This window comes from Arthrobacter sp. NPDC080031 (assembly GCF_040702485.1).
Lineage (GTDB): Bacteria > Actinomycetota > Actinomycetes > Actinomycetales > Micrococcaceae > Arthrobacter.
Genome location: NZ_JBFBLA010000004.1, coordinates 1 through 13,940, shown reverse-complemented (window position 1 = coordinate 13,940; position 13,940 = coordinate 1). Strand labels below are relative to the sequence as shown.

The window sequence follows — 13,940 nt, the reverse complement described above, 5'->3', positions numbered from 1 at the left end:
CCGTGCTCATGCCTGCCTCCTCAAGGCGATCTCAAGGTCGCGTTGCATGGAGTCGAGGGCCTGCTTGAGCTGGCGCTCGTCACCGCTGACGGCCAGGGATACGTTCTTCATCAGTGCGGTCTCGACGGCGGCCTGCTGGGGCGGTGCCGGAATGGGACCGGTGGTGGGGAATTTGTCCAGGGTGTCGTAGAAGACTTTCCAGTGCTTGGGGCCGCGTCCGGCGTACAACTGCTCGTTGACCATGGAACGGCGCGCGGGGGTGGTGTTCGGCGTCGGGAAGACCAAGCGCATGGCTTCCAGGCTGGAGGCGAACTTGAGCCATTCCCAGGCCGCGTCCTTGTCCTTGGCGGTCTTCATGATGGCGTATCCGGCGGTGCCGAACTGGTGCCGCTGGGTGCGCCAGCGCGGGAAGAACTGGACGTCGAAGTCGTCTTCCTTCATTCCGGCTTCGTGGAGGCCTTCCACCCAGTAGCCGCCGGCGGGGGTCGTGCCGATCCTGTTGGAGGCGAACAGCCCGACGAGTGAATTTCCGCCGCCTTCTTCGGGCCGGACGCCGAGGCCATCCTTGACGAGGCCGCGGAGGTAGTCGAACGACTCGTACACCTTCGGGTCATCGGCGTTGGGTTCAAGCCACTGGTAGCCGCCGGAGCGCAATCCGCGCGAAGGATCCTGCGCGTAAAAGCTGTCCCAAAGCCATTCGCCGCCGGTGGACTTGGACTCCTTGAGGAAGCTGGTGTCGTTGGCATAGAGCCAGGGCACCACGCCGCCGAAGAGCCTGTTGGTCCAGTAGTACGGGGTGAAGTCCTGCGGCCTGGCTTTCCGCATGGCAGCGAGGGTGTTGCGGAAATCGACCTGGGTCCAGTTATCCGCGGGACGCTCGAGTCCGGCTTGCTGCAGGGCCGCTGTGTTGTAGTACATGTTGGCGGCGTTCCAGTCGATGGGAAGCTGGAACAGGCTGCCCTTGTACATGAACGCCTCGACGAGGCTCGGGTGGACGTCCGCGAAGTATTCCTTCATGTCCGCGGCATCGCGGCGGAGGTACTCGTCCAAGGGGTGCGCCAGTTTCTCGGCGAAGAGCTGGGCGCCTTCGGTGGCCACGTAGACCACGTCCGGTGGCGTTCCTGCTGCCACCATGGTGAGGATCTTGGTAAAGAAGTCCTTCCAGTCCGCGGCCTGGATGGCCTGGACCTTCACCTTGATTTCCGGGTGCACCTTCGCGAACGCATCAATGACCCGCTGGCGGGCGGCTGCGTCCGCTGCGGTTCCCAAGATGGCGATGCTGAGGCTGTTGTCCCCGCGGCCCGGGATGTCCATGCCGGTCAACCGCGGCCACGACGCCACCGTTGCTCCGACAATTCCCGCACCCAAGGCACCCAGGGCTGTCCTGCGTGAGATCTCACGCAGCTTCCCATTGCTTCCTGGCATGTCTCATTCCTTCCTAACACGTGTTAGGTAGCGTAAATCCATCACCTAACACGTGTCAAGCGTCACATTCGTGTTACGGGCCCCTCACCCTGACCCGACCCCGGCTCACATATACGGGTGTTTGCCCCGACGCCCGCTCACATATGTCCCCAATTCGCCCACCCAAAACCCCCCATACCCGAGCGAGCGCCCACCCAAAACCCCCATACCCGAGCGAGCGTCCACCCAAAACCCGCCATATCTGCAGGAGGGTTCACTTCCGAAGACTCGGCGAATACGCTGAAACAAGCTGCCCCATTCCCCCGTCCCTAGCTTTGGAGCCCATTGATGACAGGTTGGAATGCCGAGAACCTTGCAGGTTCGGCCGGCGCAGGTGCCGTGACGCTGTTGGCAGGAACATCGTTTTGCGTCTCTGCGGCCAACGGCGATATGGACCAACGGCGCCCGCACGGGATGTTCTTCCGTGACACGCGGTTCGTTTCGAATTGGGCGCTCGCGGTGAACGGTCACCCGATAGAGGCCTTGGGTTCTCCTGTCCCGGAGCCCTATCGCGCCGATTTTATCGGCCGAGCGTCCCGCACCGATGGGTTGGCAGACAGCCATCTGCTGATTGAACGCCGGCGGAGCCTGTTCGGCGGAGTGCACGAAGAGATTACGGTCAGGAATTTTTCCAGCAAGCCCGCCCGCGCCACGGTTTCGCTAACGGTCAATGCGGACTTTGCCGACATCTTCGAAGTGAAAGAGGGCCGGGCACGCCATGAGAGCGTGCATTTGACGCGGGGTGGCGACGGTTCTTTGGTCCTTGAGTCCCAGCGGCAGGGGCGGCACGTCCTTGTCACCGTCGACGCTCCGAATGGCGTGGTTGACGGTGATGTCATCAGCTATGACTTCACTCTTGAGCCGCAAGGCCATTGGTCCACGGGTGTGACGGCGACGCCTCGCATCGAGGGGGTCGGACCCGAGGCCGACGCCCAGGTTTGGGGCAGCCAGCGCCCTTACGATGTTCCGGAGGAAAGGCTGCAGGAGTGGCATGGCAAGGTTCCCACGACCAAACTTGCCAACAAGGCCTTCGAGAAAGCGTTGGTGCAGAGCAGGGCTGACCTCGGCTCCCTCAGGATCTTCGACCCCGACCATCCCGGACGGACGGTGGTGGCTGCAGGATCGCCTTGGTTCATGGCCCTATTCGGCCGGGACTCGCTCCTGACTTCCTTCATGACACTTCCACTGGATCCTTCGCTGGCGCTGGGAACCCTCAAAACCCTGGCCGACCATCAGGGCCGGACCGTCAACCCGCTCAGCGAGGAGGAGCCGGGCCGGATCCTGCACGAAGTGCGCCTCGGTGCCACCACGGGCCTTGCACTTGGCGGGGGGAATGCCTATTACGGTTCAGTGGACGCCACGCCGTTGTTCGTCACGCTCGCCGGGGAGCTCACCCGTTGGGGATTCCATTCGGAGATCTCGGCGTCCCTCCTGCCGGCGGTGGACCGCGCCCTGGACTGGATCCGCGACTACGGAGACGCCGACGGTGATGGCTTCGTTGAGTACTCGCGGGCCACGGATCATGGCCTCCTCAATCAAGGCTGGAAGGATTCGTGGGACGGCATCAACTTCGCCGACGGCACAATGGCAGAGCCGCCGATTGCCCTATGTGAGGTCCAGGGGTATGTCTACACCGCCTATCTCAGCCGGGCCTTGATGGCCCAAGAGGACGGCGATCTGAAGCTAGCCGCGGTGTGGGGCGCTCGGGCAGCCGAGCTCAAGCGACTTTTCAACGAGAAATTCTGGCTCCCTGAACGCGGCTATTTCGCCATCGCCCTCGATCGCGCGAAACGGCCGGTAGACGCATGCGCGTCCAATATGGGCCACTGCCTTTGGAGTGGAATCGTCGACGACGACAAGGCTCCGTTAGTCGCGGAGCGGCTGATGTCGGACACCATGTTCACAGGCTGGGGCGTCCGGACGCTGGCTTCGGATATGGCGGCCTACAACCCGGCGAGCTACCACAACGGCTCGGTGTGGCCGCATGACAATGCGCTCATAGCCGGCGGATTGATGCGCTACGGCTTCGTCAAGGAGTCGCAGCGGCTCATCACCGGCATCCTGGATGCCGCCGAGGCGTTCGGTGGGCGGCTACCGGAATTGTTCTGCGGCCTGGACAGGAAAACCTACGGGACGCCCGTCCCCTACCCTTCGTCATGTTCGCCGCAGGCCTGGGCCGCCGCCACACCGGTTCACTTGCTGAGGGTATTGCTGCGCTTTGATCCTTGCCTCACCCACGGCGGCCTTTGGCTGGCGCCGGTGGTTCCCGAAGGCTTCGGCGACATCAAAATGGGGAACATCCCGCTCGCAGGCTCCCGTATCTCAGTGGAGGTGGTCAACAGGGAAACACATGTCACGGAACTGCCCGAGAACATCGCGCTGCACCGCGAAGCCCGCAAACCGCTATCCGATCTCTTGGACGTCCACCACGCCACCGCCGGACCGGGGTGGGGGAACTAGGTGCGCATCGGACTGGTTGCCCCGCCTTGGATTCCCGTGCCGCCTCCTGCATACGGCGGCACTGAGTCGATCATCGATATCCTCGCTCGGGGCCTGGCTGCCGCCGGCCATGATGTGCTTCTGGCGGCGGCGTCCGGAAGCACATGTCCAGTGGCCAAGGTCCCCGGCCCGCCACTTGCCGACGGCTCGAGGATAGGGAACGGGACGGACGAACTCCGCCACAGCGTGTACGCATTCGCGGCGATGGACGACGTCGACCTCATCCACGACAACACCCTGGCGGGCCCGCTCTACAGGCACCGGCCGAACGGAACGCCCATCGTCGCTACGGCCCATCTCCCCTTTTCGGCCGAAAACCACGACATTTACCAGGCCATGGCCACCGACACCGCGATCATTGCCATCTCGCACCATCAAGCTGACACCGCCCCGGGAATCAAGATACGGAAGGTCATCCACCACGGGATAGACACGCAGTCCGTCCCGCTCGGAGCCGGCGACGGCGGCTACGCCAGTTTCCTCGGCCGGATGCACCCGGGCAAGGGCCTGCCGGAAGCAATAGAGACCGCCCGCCTCGCCCACGTTCCCCTGCGAATTGCGGCCAAGATGTACAGCGCGGAAGAACATGAGTACTACGCCGCGGTCATCGCACCGCTGTTGGGGCCCGACGTCGAATACCTCGGCGAGCTGAACGCTGCGGACAAGTTCGTCCTCCTGGGCGGCTCCGTGGCCCTGTTGAATCCGCTTCAGTGGGATGAACCGTTCGGGATGGCGATGATCGAGTCCCTCGCCGTTGGGACTCCCGTGGTGGCAACATTCCGGGGATCCGCCCCGGAGATCGTTGCCGAGGGTGTCACGGGCTATCTCCGTTCCAGCCCCCCGGAGCTTGCCGAAGCGGTCATGGCCGCCGCGACGCTCGATCGCGGAGAATGCCGCCGTGCCGCGGAAAACTACTTCAGCGCCGAGCGGATGGTCGCCGAACACTTGGCGCTCTATGAGGAACTCCTCGCCGAGCAAAAGTGATCCTCGCAGGCAAATATGGCACCCTGAAAGCAATGAGTTCTCCTAAGACAAGCCGACTGCCGGCCGCACGCGGGACCGCTACCAGGCGCTGGGCGGGCGCTGGGATGGGCATCCTTTTTGTGCTCGCAACCCTGGCCTGCATGGCCGCATTCATTGCCACCTACTACTTTTTCGTGCGCACCACCACGGGACAGTACATCGACGAATCCGCCCTCGTGGAAGCCGCGACCATCAACGGTCCCACCGAACGGGCCACCACCCAGTTCCTCGATTGGTTGCCGGTCATCTCGGTGGCGATCGCCGCCGTCGTCGTTCTTTTCGTCACCATAATGCGGCGCCGCTGGAAGTCCGCCGGGATCGCGGTGGCCGCTTGTGTCGCGGCAAACCTGGCCACCCAGCTCCTCAAGGACTGGTTTCCGAACAGGCCGTTCCGCGGCGTCCAGACCATCGAACTAAACTCACTGCCCTCCGGTCACACCACGTTGGCGGCCTCGGCGGCTGCCGCGGTGTTCTTGGTGGTGTCGCCGCGCTGGCGGCCCCTGGCGGGGTTCCTCGGTGGCACTTTCGCGGTGGCCGCCGGGGTTTCCACGCTGATCAACCAGTGGCACCGACCTGCCGACGTCGTCGCCGCCTTCCTGGTGGTCGGAGCGGTCATGCTGCCAGCCGGCTGGTTGGTGCTGCGCACGGGAAAGCGCTGGAACGTCCAGGACGGCCGCGGGGAACACTGGGCATCGTCGCGCTTGTGGCTTTCGCTGTCGACCCTGGCCGGCGTCGCGGCCGCGGCTGTTGCGGTCTACTCACTGATGGGAATTGCGAGCGGTTTCGGGCCGGAAAGCAGCACCACCAACTACTTCTGGGCCGGGGTCTCCCTGATTGTCATCGCCGGTTATCTGGCAACGGTGGCTGCCACTTGGCTTTTCGGCCTGGGTGCTCGACGGCGGCAGTCACCTTAGTGCCGCGCGGAGGCCGCCGTCGTGGTTTCCCCACTTTTGAACACTTTTGGCTGGCATCGCAGTCCGAAATCCCTGTATTTCCGCGGATTCCCGAGGTGCTGCCCGGCCAAAGGCGGGGAGATTCAGCGGGCTGGACGGGTCTCTGTCAACCGCACCAGCTGGGGAAGAACCCAGGAACGCTTTTCAGGACGGTGCCTGACTTCAAGTCCACCAGGTCGGTCCGGATAGGAGTCGGTTCGGGGAGGACGGGATATTGGTCTCCCGTGTATTGCGGTGCTGCTGTTTCGACGGCGAGGTAGTCGCCGGCCGGAGAGATGCAGGTGTCAAGGATGCGTGACCAGGCGGCGGCAGGCCGGTAGAGCTGGCGCGAGCCGTTCTTGTCGGTGACATTGACGACGGAGGCTTCCTTTCCGCCGTCGTACTTTCTCGCTACTTGCATGTAGTGGCCGGAAGCATCGAGGACCATGGGCTGGCTCGCGGTGGTGGTGACCCCGTTCGCGGCATCGGGTACGAAAGCGCCGGGGAGGGTGAGCGGTGTAGAGGTCCCGGTGGCGAGGTTGATGGTCGAATACCGTGGCGGGTCTACGCCCTTTTTCAGCCCCGGGTCGGCGACGGCGAGTTCGTTGCTGCCGGGGACGAATCCAAGGATCCCGGCGTGCGCGCCGAGGGGCGACAGTTTGCCGGAGTCCAGCGTGTCAATGAGGAACATGGACTGGTCATCGGTCTGCGCCACCAAGGTGGCCGCACCCGGGACAAAGCGCCAGTCCGCGGCCGAAACCGGACCGTTGATCCCCTGGACGGCCCGCGGAGCCGAGGACGGATTGTCGACGTCGTACACGAAGAGTGTTTTCCAGTACTGGCCAGTGCCCGAAGAAGCGGTGAAGGTGAAGCCTATGAGGTGCTTGGATCCTGCCGCATGGAGGTTCGCCACTGTTCCCAGGCTTGGCAATGGAACAAGGGTTGGCGGGCCGCCCGTGAGGGGGACGATTTCGAGCGAGCTGGTGTTGTCATCGTTGAGGGTGACGACGGCGAGGGCGGAGGGAAGGGCGGCATACTCCTGGATGCGGGGGGCGCTGACGATGACAGTTCCCTGGTCCCCGCCGGACACGCTTGTGCCGAGGATAGTGTCCGGTTTCTTCAGCCCTTTGTTGTCTTTGCCGGTGTCCCTCTCCAGGCTGTACAGGTCGAAGGCCGCGGGTGTGGCGGAGCGGGCCAGGGCCGGGGTGGAGTTGGGGTGCGGCAGCTTCGAAAGGTTCGCGACCGTCAACCCGCCCGCGAGGACGGCAAGGATTGCGATGGTGCCGTAGAGGCGCCGAGCGAAACGTCGTCCCGCCAGCAGCTCGGCGGCGGCAGCAATCGCTGCAGCCCGTTTGGCTGAGACGGGACGGCGCTTAGTAGACATAGGGCTGCGCCGGTTGTGTGGTGGACTGGATGGAGTCCGGTATCAGGACGATTGCCTCGCGACTGGCCGCGTTGGGGTTGGCGCGAAAGCTGCTTGTGACTGTGACCCAGCTGTCGGTTTTGTATTCGTTTTGCCACCCGGGGTGGTAGACGGGAACGCCAATCGGCTGGGCATCGACAGCGCAGCAGGTCACCACAAAACGGGTTACGAAGAAAACGTTCGGATCTGTCTTGTCCGCACTGACGAAGCCGGTCACGGTGGCAGTCTTGTCGGCAAAAAAGTCCTGCTTCGCGCCGGACCGAAGCAGCGATGCCCAGTCCCTCACCGTGAATGCGGAGTAGTCTCCCTTGCCGGGCAGTGCGGGTGCTTTCAGGGTGAGAGCGGATGCTGAGCCGTTAAGGTCCCGCTGTGCAACTGTGGCAGTGGTAAGGGTCGACGGCGGCAGGATCAGTAGGGCGACGACGGCGGCGACCATGGTCAGCACGCTCCCGAGCGGCCATAGCCAGCCCCACCGGGAACCGGGTTCATTGCCGTGCTCGTGCCCGTCTTGGGCGGTGGGAGCAAAGGCGAAGGCTGCCAGGGCGAGCACTCCTGCGATGACGGCCATGACCACCGTGAACACGAAATACCGTGGATGGATATACAAGGCAAGCTGCCCTGACAGGCCCAGCCAGATCGTCGCCGTAAGGCCGATCAGGCTCAGGACCACGCCCTGCCACCGGCTCACGAGCCGCCTAATGACCATAGTTGACCGCCAATCCGAGGACCGCGGCGCAAAGTGCCACAAGCAGGCTGAGCTGAAGGAGGGTTTTCGCGGTAAACGTGGTGCGCATCAGGGCGAGCATTTTTACGTCGATCATGGGCCCGAAGACGAGGAAAGCCACGATGCCTCCCGGCATGAAGGTTGCCCCGAACGACAGGATAAAGAAGGCATCCACGTTTGAGCAGATCGCAACGACGAAGGCCAGCAACATCAACGCCAGGACGGACCAGACGGGATTGCTGCCCAAAGCGACCAGCACTTCGCGGGAAACGGCAACCTGGATCAGCCCCGCCATGCCCGCACCAACAAACAGGGCAGGCATCATTGCGCGCGTCTCCTGCGAGAACATCTGCACGCTGCGCCTCACCCGCCCGGTGGCGCCGTCGTGGTGGTCTGCCACCGTACAGGTTTCCTGGAACCGGGCGGTCAGCAGGTCCTGGGGGCGCGGATGCCGGCTGTAGATCCAACCGACAAGATTGGCGATGAAAAAGCCGCCCAGGACACGGGAGACCAGGATGCCGTTGTCCCAGCCAAACGCCTGGGCGGTAGTGACGATGGTCACGGGGTTCAGGATGGGGGCCGCAAACAGGAATGTCATCGATTCCGCAACCGTGAGGCCCTTGACCACCAGACCCCGGGCCAGCGGAACATTACCGCACTCGCAAACCGGCAGCAGCATTCCCAAGAGCGAGAGAAGCAGCCTCCGCAGCATCGGGCTCCGAGGCAGGCGACGGAGCAGCATGCCCTCCGGCAACCAGACCTGGACGGCGATCGAGAGGACAATCCCGAGGAAAACGAACGGCAGGGACTCGACGACGACGCTGATCGACAGCGTGGCAAAGTCGCGGGCCGCGTTGGGAAGCCCAAAGACCTCCGGCGTGGATGGTGCCAGCACCCGCACGGCCGCGAACAGTGCAACGAGGGCGAGGCCTACGATGAGGCCGGCGGCAGACTTCGACGTAAAAGCACGGGTCGGGCTTCCGTGTTCGCGTTCCGGTTGTTCGCGTTTGTCGACGGCAGGCAGCGTCACGGGCACTCCTTCCTCCACGGAGCCGGCCGGGCGCGCCTGACCGGAAGGGCTGGCGAAACCGACTGTACACGCGGAGTGCTTTGCGCGACTACCCCTGGGCGAGGCCCTGACACCGTTCCGAAGGGGACCATGGGGAAGCTACCTAGGCATATCAGAAGCTCCACTTAAAGAAACATGGGAAGAACAAGTATTGACCACTCGTTTCAACAGCTGCTTGGGGTCGTAGCCTCGCAATTACGCGAGTGTGAATAAAAAGAACCGGCACCGAGTACCACCGCTGGAAACCCAGATCGGACTCCCCTTTCGAGCGGCACCTTCTTGGCTCACCAACGAGGGATCACCCGGCTGCTAGTGCGTTACCTAGCCTGGGGAGGAGTTGACCATGAGTACCACGAATGACCAACGAGGGGCGACGGAATCGCCACACGAGGGCCGTGAACGGTCCAATGCGAACGGGATACTGCTCGGTAAGCACTTTCGCAAACGCTGGACCGCTTTTGGCAGCACGGCGCTGATTGTTGCAGGCCTGCTGGCCGGGGTGGGGTTCGCCGCACCGGCGCATGCTGCCCCGAACACGGTGGTGTCACTGACGTTCGATGACGGCAACGCGGACCAGTTGACGGCCGAAGCCACGATGAAAAACTTGGGCCTGGTCGGCACGTTCTTCATCACCACCGGGTGGATCGACCAGCCCACTTACCTGACCACTGCAAACCTGCAGCAAATCGCCGCTGACGGCAATGAGATCGGCGGCCACACCGTCACCCACCCGGATCTTGTGTCCCTGACCCCCGCCGAGTCGACACGGCAAATCTGTAACGGCCGCGTGGCGCTGATGAACATGGGCTTCAAAGTCACCAGCTTCGCCTATCCCTTCGCTTCCGAAAACCCGGCCACCGAAGCCTTGGTGAAAGGGTGCGGGTTCAACAGTGCCCGCGGCCTGGGCGACGCGGCGAGCAAGGACCCGGCCTCGGCGACGCTTCCCGCAGCGGACACGATCCCGCCCGCCAATCCCTACGTGACTGTGGCACCGGATGAGGTGGACAGCACGTGGACCCTGGCGAATCTGGAGAACCAGGTGACCCACGCCCAGACAACCACCGGCGGGTGGGTCCAACTGACGTTCCACCACATCGCCGTCGGAACGGACCCCACGCTGACCATCACCCCGACCCTGTTCAACCAGTTCGCCACCTGGCTGGCCCAGCAAAAGGCGGCCGGTACGGTCGCCGTGCAGACCGTGGACCAGGTCGTTGGCGGCACGCAGCAGCCCGCCGTCCCCGGCCCTGCCGTGCCTCCGCCGCCACCTCCGGGAACGAACATGATTCAAAACCCCGGCTTGGAGACCCTGGTCAACACGATCCCGCAGTGCTGGGCCGCAGGCGGGTACGGCACAAACACTCCCGCTTTCTCTATCGTCACGCCAGGTCACACCGGTACGAACGCCGAACAGCTCATAGTCACAGGCTGGGTGTCAGGGGACGCGAAACTCCTGCCCGCCCTGGACCTGGGTGGTTGCTCACCGACCGGCACACCTGGACACTCTTATCAGCTGAAAGCTTGGTATAAATCCACCGCGGACACCCAATTCGAAGTCTATTACCGTGTCGGTAACGGGTTTTGGACATACTGGACCGCAAGCCCCTTGGTCCTCCCCGCGGCGAACTGGACCCAAATCACCTGGACCACGCCTCCCCTGCCGGCTGGCGCATCAGGCATCAGTTGGGGCCTGAACATCCAAGCCAACGGCACGATCACCACTGACGACTATGAGATGTACGACAACGGCACCTCGTTCGCCGACATCCCGGCAAGCTATCCGTTCTACAACGAGATCACGTGGCTCGCCGCCAACGGAATCACTACCGGGTTCCCACAGCCCAACGGCACCACCCTGTTTCAGCCGCTGCAGTCCATAAGCCGGGAAGCGATGGCCGCGTTTATCTACCGGTACAAGGGCAGCCCAGCGTTTACCGCACCTGCTGCCTCCCCGTTCACTGACGTTCCCACCACGGACCAGTTCTATAAGGAAATCACCTGGCTGGCTTCCACCGGCATCACCACCGGGTACCCTGGGCCGAACAACACGAGAAGCTTCCACCCGCTGGATTCGGTGAACCGGGATGCGATGGCCGCGTTCCTCTACCGCTTGAGCGGAAGTCCAGCAGTTACCCCGACCGTGACGTTCCTCGACGTGCCCTCAACCTACCCGTTCTATAGGGAGATCAGCTGGCTCGCCGCCAACGGCATCACGACCGGCTGGGCGGTACCGGGAGGAGCGATATTCCAGCCCCTTCAACCCGTACACCGCGACGCGACCGCTGCGTTCCTGTTCCGTCTCAACGCCAAGTTCCCCAGAGTCTGACCTTGGAAGAACCTGGCTCAACATTCGACCACTTTTGAACCACCTTCCAGTCCGGGATCCCCGTATTCTCAGGGATCCCGGACTGCTACACGGGCCAAAGGTGGTCGGATCTAGAGGCTCGGCCCGCTAAGCCCCTCTGCCTCGTCCCCTAGTGCCGCACGTCGCGGCGTACCCTGATGCTATGGGCGCCGAAGTCCTGGATCTCAGGCTCACGACGGGCATACGGGTTCCGTGCCTCGTCCACGGCGACGCCGACGCGAAGCCGCTGTTGCTTTTGCACGCCTGGGGCGAATCCCGTCGCAGCTTTGACCGCCTTGTACCTTTGCTGACGGACTTCAGGGTTTACGCGCCCGACCTCCGCGGCCAAGGCGATGCGGAGAAACCGGAGCTCGGCTATTCGCTGGCCGAACAGGCCGGGGACGCCGCCGCCATCCTGGCTGCGCTCGATGTCCAAAGGGCGTTCATCCTCGGTTCCTCCAGCGGCGGCTACGTGGCCCAGCAGTTAGCCATCGGGCATCCCGATCGTGTCGCGGCGCTCGTCCTCGTGGGCTCTCCGCTGAGCCTTCGGGGTCGGACTGCTCTCGCCGAGGAAGTCGCCGCTCTCGAGGACCCCGTCGACGAGGACTGGGTACGGAGTTCCCTGGCTTGGTTCCCATTGCTGCACGCGATTCCTGTTTGGTTCATCGAGGACCGGGTACGCGACGGGGTCAGGATGCCCGCCCATGCGTGGAAGCGCATCCTCGATGGTTTGCGCACGGCAACTCCGCCCACGGAGTCCGGAACCATCCTCGCGCCCACCCTGATCCTGTGGGGCGCACATGACTCTGTGCTGCCCCGAAGGCACCAGGAGGCCTTGGCGGCTCGAATACCAGGCGCCGTGTTGAAGGTTTATCCCGGGGTAGGGCACTTGGTCTTGTGGGAGTGCCCGGACCAGGTGGCGGCGGACGCGACCGCGTTCCTCAGCTCCATCGGCTAGGGTTCACGCACGGCCGCTGCCACCGCTTGAGTGCCCGACGGCGGCAGTCACCGCGGTGCCCTACCGACACCCGAACCCGCCTTCGGGACCAGTCCGCGCAGCCGGAGCCGGGCCGGTTCCTCGACGTATTTGAACAGCAGGTGGGTGGCCAAGGCAATCCCGAGCAGGCACGCCGCCGCGAGCAGGTTCTCCTCCAGTTGTCCGGCACCGTTAGGCCAGTCCCTGATGAGCCAGTAGAAGAGGTAGATGAAGAACATGTGGACCAAGTACAGGCTGTAGGAGCTGCGCCCGCCGTACTGTAGCCACCTCGCGGACAATGCCGAGCGGAGCCAGCCGCGGGTCAGGCTAAGAAGGCCAATAAGCAGCGGGAAGGCGAGCACCGCCAGCCGGCCCGGGCCGGGTTTTCCGGCCGTGGCCAGGAAGACGACGACGGCGGTTCCGGTCAGCAGGGCGCCGGGACCGGCCAGGGCAGGGTTGAACTTCATGCGGTCCGCGTTCCGTGCGGCGATGCAGGCGAAAGCGCCGGCAATGAAGCAGCAGGCGATCCGCAGCAGCCATTCGTAGGGCTGATGCTCAACCGTGGCGATTGGCAGGTCCGGCCCCCAGATGGCGGTCGGCAGGAGGACAAGCACAGAGGCCGCCAGCGCCGCCAGCGGATGCAGCCGACGCAACCGGAACAGGACCAGCGCGAGCAGCGGAAACGCCAGATAGGCCAGCCACTCGGCGCTGACCGTCCAGCCCGGACCGAACCAGCTCGCGCCGTCGGTTCCGGGTTGGAACCAGAGATGTATCATCAGCAATTGCTTGGCCAGACCCCACGGCGAGAGGTCCGGAGCCTGGGTCTGCAAGGACCATTCCCGCACGGATTCCTGGGCAGTCCCATACACGAACCACAGTCCCAGCACCCCCACCACGAGGGCGAACGCGGGCCACATCCTGGCGAACCGGGCCCAGACAAAGTCCGCTGCAGCCCGCCAGCGGAACCGTGGGCCCAGCCGGTCCAGGTAGGTGTAGGTGATGATGAAGCCGCTGAGCACAAAGAACACATCCACGCCGAGGTCGCCGTTGGCAATGACGGGACGGAACAGCTCATAGACGGGCCCGAGGAAGGTGTGCTGCATGGCTTGAAGATGGAAGAACACCACCCACAGTGCGGCAACAAAACGCAGTGCGGTAAGCGTCGCGAGATCAGGCCGGGACTGCTGTGCGTCGCTCGTCGGCAGGCGATTCTCCGCCCCGGAACCGGGAGCCGGGACGCCGTCGGTGTCGGGTTTCCCAGGGGTCGGATTCGCAATGGGGGCACGATGCGGAGGCGAGATGACTGAGAACATCCAATTCACCATACCGGAGGCACCTGACCGGAGTCTGGGAGCCGCATACCCAACTAACTCGCAGTTAATGTCGTTTTCGGCGGGCAAAGTCATATGGTCGTAGCAACGCTCTGATTGATGGAGCGTTCTATGGTCAGGTCATTTCCTCAGAGTGCCCGCAACGAGTTTGTGGA

Annotated in this window: 10 protein-coding genes; 5 read left to right on the top strand and 5 right to left on the bottom strand. The window is 63.8% G+C overall.

Translation table 11 applies throughout. From position 1 onward, the window contains the following. Window positions 1-6: 6 nt before the first annotated feature. A complete protein-coding gene (locus tag AB0323_RS04295) occupies window positions 7-1,425 on the bottom strand; it encodes an extracellular solute-binding protein (RefSeq protein WP_366176268.1) in 1,419 nt (472 codons plus the stop codon). Between the two features lie 327 nt (window positions 1,426-1,752). Here AB0323_RS04295 and AB0323_RS04290 point away from each other — a divergent pair, with 327 nt between their 5' ends. From AB0323_RS04290 to AB0323_RS04280, 3 genes are all read left to right on the top strand, one after another. Further along, entirely contained in the window at window positions 1,753-3,924 is a 2,172-nt protein-coding gene (locus tag AB0323_RS04290) for a glycogen debranching N-terminal domain-containing protein (RefSeq protein WP_366176267.1), read from the top strand. A 36-nt stretch (window positions 3,925-3,960) separates the two neighbouring features. Then, a complete protein-coding gene (locus AB0323_RS04285) occupies window positions 3,961-4,947 on the top strand; it encodes a glycosyltransferase family 4 protein (RefSeq protein WP_366176266.1) in 987 nt (328 codons plus the stop codon). A 104-nt stretch (window positions 4,948-5,051) separates the two neighbouring features. Continuing rightward, complete coding sequence (locus AB0323_RS04280) at window positions 5,052-5,900, top strand: phosphatase PAP2 family protein (RefSeq protein WP_366176265.1); 849 nt, start codon at window positions 5,052-5,054, stop codon at window positions 5,898-5,900. A gap of 145 nt (window positions 5,901-6,045) precedes the next feature. Here the strand turns inward: AB0323_RS04280 and AB0323_RS04275 are convergent, their stop codons facing one another. Genes AB0323_RS04275 through AB0323_RS04265 form a run of 3 tightly spaced genes read right to left on the bottom strand, consistent with a single transcriptional unit; the run spans window position 6,046 to window position 9,095 of the window. Continuing rightward, window positions 6,046-7,302 carry a hypothetical protein gene (locus AB0323_RS04275; RefSeq protein ID WP_366176264.1) on the bottom strand — a complete coding sequence of 419 codons (1,257 nt, stop codon included), beginning with the start codon at window positions 7,300-7,302 and terminating at the stop codon, window positions 6,046-6,048. Then, window positions 7,292-8,029 carry a TIGR03943 family protein gene (locus AB0323_RS04270; RefSeq protein ID WP_366176263.1) on the bottom strand — a complete coding sequence of 246 codons (738 nt, stop codon included), beginning with the start codon at window positions 8,027-8,029 and terminating at the stop codon, window positions 7,292-7,294. The genes AB0323_RS04275 and AB0323_RS04270 overlap by 11 nt, the downstream gene beginning before the upstream one ends. A 7-nt stretch (window positions 8,030-8,036) precedes the next feature. After that, the gene (locus AB0323_RS04265) at window positions 8,037-9,095 is read right to left on the bottom strand and encodes a permease (RefSeq protein WP_366176262.1); all 1,059 of its coding nucleotides are present in this window, start codon (window positions 9,093-9,095) and stop codon (window positions 8,037-8,039) included. Between the two features lie 382 nt (window positions 9,096-9,477). On the opposite strand from AB0323_RS04265, the gene AB0323_RS04260 reads away from it, so the two are divergent. Together AB0323_RS04260 and AB0323_RS04255 are read left to right on the top strand one after the other, a co-directional pair. Continuing rightward, window positions 9,478-11,460, top strand: a complete 1,983-nt coding sequence (locus tag AB0323_RS04260) for an S-layer homology domain-containing protein (protein ID WP_366176261.1) — start codon at window positions 9,478-9,480, stop codon at window positions 11,458-11,460. A gap of 181 nt (window positions 11,461-11,641) precedes the next feature. Continuing rightward, a complete protein-coding gene (locus AB0323_RS04255; protein WP_366176260.1) occupies window positions 11,642-12,436 on the top strand; it encodes an alpha/beta fold hydrolase in 795 nt (264 codons plus the stop codon). A gap of 47 nt (window positions 12,437-12,483) precedes the next feature. On the opposite strand, the gene AB0323_RS04250 is transcribed toward AB0323_RS04255, so the two are convergent. Continuing rightward, entirely contained in the window at window positions 12,484-13,767 is a 1,284-nt protein-coding gene (locus tag AB0323_RS04250) for an acyltransferase (protein ID WP_366176259.1), read from the bottom strand. Between the last annotated feature and the right edge of the window lie 173 nt (window positions 13,768-13,940).